This is a genomic window from Sphingomonas sp., assembly GCF_048594985.1.
GTDB lineage: Bacteria > Pseudomonadota > Alphaproteobacteria > Sphingomonadales > Sphingomonadaceae > Sphingomonas_I.
The window spans coordinates 1-1788 of sequence record NZ_JBMDXG010000006.1 but is presented as its reverse complement, the minus strand read 5'-3'; the positions used below and the strand labels follow the sequence as shown (position 1 = coordinate 1788).

At 64.7% G+C, this 1788-nt stretch carries 2 protein-coding genes and 1 tRNA gene; 2 read left to right on the top strand and 1 reads right to left on the bottom strand.

Features of this window, described 5'->3' with window-relative positions; translation table 11 throughout:
- The first annotated feature begins 153 nt into the window (after window positions 1-153).
- Window positions 154-618 (top strand): GNAT family N-acetyltransferase, encoded by a 465-nt coding sequence (locus ACOJSF_RS00125; RefSeq protein WP_420140215.1) that lies wholly within the window; start codon window positions 154-156, stop codon window positions 616-618.
- Between the two features lie 178 nt (window positions 619-796).
- Here ACOJSF_RS00125 and ACOJSF_RS00120 read toward each other — a convergent pair whose 3' ends face one another.
- On the bottom strand, window positions 797-1546 hold the full coding sequence (locus ACOJSF_RS00120; RefSeq protein WP_420140214.1) for a queuosine precursor transporter: 750 nt from the start codon (window positions 1544-1546) through the stop codon (window positions 797-799).
- Between the two features lie 55 nt (window positions 1547-1601).
- Here ACOJSF_RS00120 and ACOJSF_RS00115 point away from each other — a divergent pair.
- Window positions 1602-1678, top strand: a tRNA-Arg gene (locus ACOJSF_RS00115).
- The last annotated feature ends 110 nt before the right edge of the window (window positions 1679-1788 follow it).

Sequence of the window (1788 nt, the reverse complement as noted above, 5' to 3'; positions counted from 1 at the left end):
CTTGCATCCGCTCCCCCAACCGTTTGAGCCGACTTCCCAGGAAGCCCGCGCCCATCTCGCGGATAACATCGCTCATCGCATTCTCATTGCTTGATATATATCGCGTTATATACTAAGCCGAACGAGTGGCAACCGGAATAGGTCGGATCGGATATGGCGATCATCAGGCGGGCGGAATTTCCTGCCGACAGCGCGGCGGTCCTCGGCATCTGGCGGGAGTTCGTAGCGAACTCTCCGGTCAATCTCGATTATCAAAACAACGAAGTCGAGTTTGCCACCTTAACCGAGAAATATGCCGCTCCCAAGGGCTGCGTTCTCCTTACGGAGACGGGGGGCGTGGCCGTGGGGTGCGTGGCGATGCGCCAGGTCACGCCTGCCATATGCGAGATGAAACGGTTATATGTCCGCCCGAATGCACGCGGTGAACACCTTGGCCGCGAACTGGCGGAGCGGCTGATCGCGGAAGCTCGGGCGGCGGGCTATCGCGAGATGCGGCTTGATGTGCAGGCGAGGTTCCTTGCCGCCCGCCAGCTCTATGCGGACCTCGGCTTCGTTGCGGCTGACCCTGTCTCGTTCAATCCCGTGCCCGGGGCTTCGTTCTTGGGCCTTCACCTTTAAGTGTCCGCTCAGAGCGTGCATCGTCACGACGCTACTCGTCGGCGCCGACCAGGTTGACAAAATGGAACATATCGTGTACATTATGATAGTCAGTTGATGTCGGGATCGTATCGCTACCGCTGACACCCCCCCGCACCCGGCCAATCTTGGTGTAAACTTTCGTAAACTTTGGCGGCGATCAAAGCTGCGTTCGGAAGGGAGAGAAGTCGGTGTGCGCGTCGAACACGTCGATCCCCTCCCGGCGCTTGAGGAAGCCGATCACCGCATAGGTCAGCGGGGTCAGGATCACTTCCCAGCCGACCTTCAGCACCCATTGCGTCGCCAGCACCGTCAGCACCTGCCCGCCGGTCCAGCCGGCCGCGCCCAAGAAGGCGAGCGGGTAGAAGATCAGGCTGTCGACCCCCTGCCCCACCACGGTCGATCCGATCGTGCGCGTCCACAGCCAGCGCCCCCGCGTCAGCACCTTCATCCGCGCGAGCACGACGCTGTTGGCGAGCTCGCCCGCCCAGAAGGCCACGAGCGAGGCGGCGGCGATGCGCGGCGCCTGCCCGAACACCGCCTCGTACGCGGCCTGCCCGGTCCAGCCGACATCGGGCGGCAGCGCCACCACCACCATGCTCATGCCCACCATGAACAGCAACGCCGCGAACCCCGCCCAGACGCAGCGCCGCGCGCGGCCATAGCCATAGACTTCGGTCAGCACGTCGCCGATCACGTAGGACAAAGGGAAGAACAGGATGCCCGCGCCGAACGGCCATGGGCCGACCAACGGCAGGTCGATCACCGATCTCTTGCCCGCGCCGATCAGGTTCGACAGCAGCAGGATCGTGACGAACGCCGCCATCACGAAATCGAAATAGCGCAGCGGCCGTCCCGCCGTCGCCCCCGCCTCGACCGCGACCGGCCGCTCCTTCTCCGCCCCGCTCATTGCGCCAGACTATCGCGGTTCCCGCGCCCTGCAATCCACGCTATCGCGCATGCGGGCGCCCGTAGCTCAGTTGGATAGAGCAAGGAGCTTCTACCTCCTTGGTCGGGGGTTCGAATCCCTCCGGGCGCGCCATCCGTGACGCCTGCGGGTCGTCGCGTGCCTCGATCGCGGCGCGCGTGTCGTCGAGGGCGAGGTCGACCAGCGCCTGCATCGCGGCGGCGGCGGCATCGGGGTCGCCCGCG

Bases quoted from the DNA above. Each gene is read 5' to 3' on its own strand.
- ACOJSF_RS00125 (WP_420140215.1), top strand. From the start codon at position 154: ATGGCGATCATCAGGCGGGCGGAATTTCCTGCCGACAGCGCGGCGGTC.
- ACOJSF_RS00120 (WP_420140214.1), bottom strand. From the start codon at position 1,546: ATGAGCGGGGCGGAGAAGGAGCGGCCGGTCGCGGTCGAGGCGGGGGCG.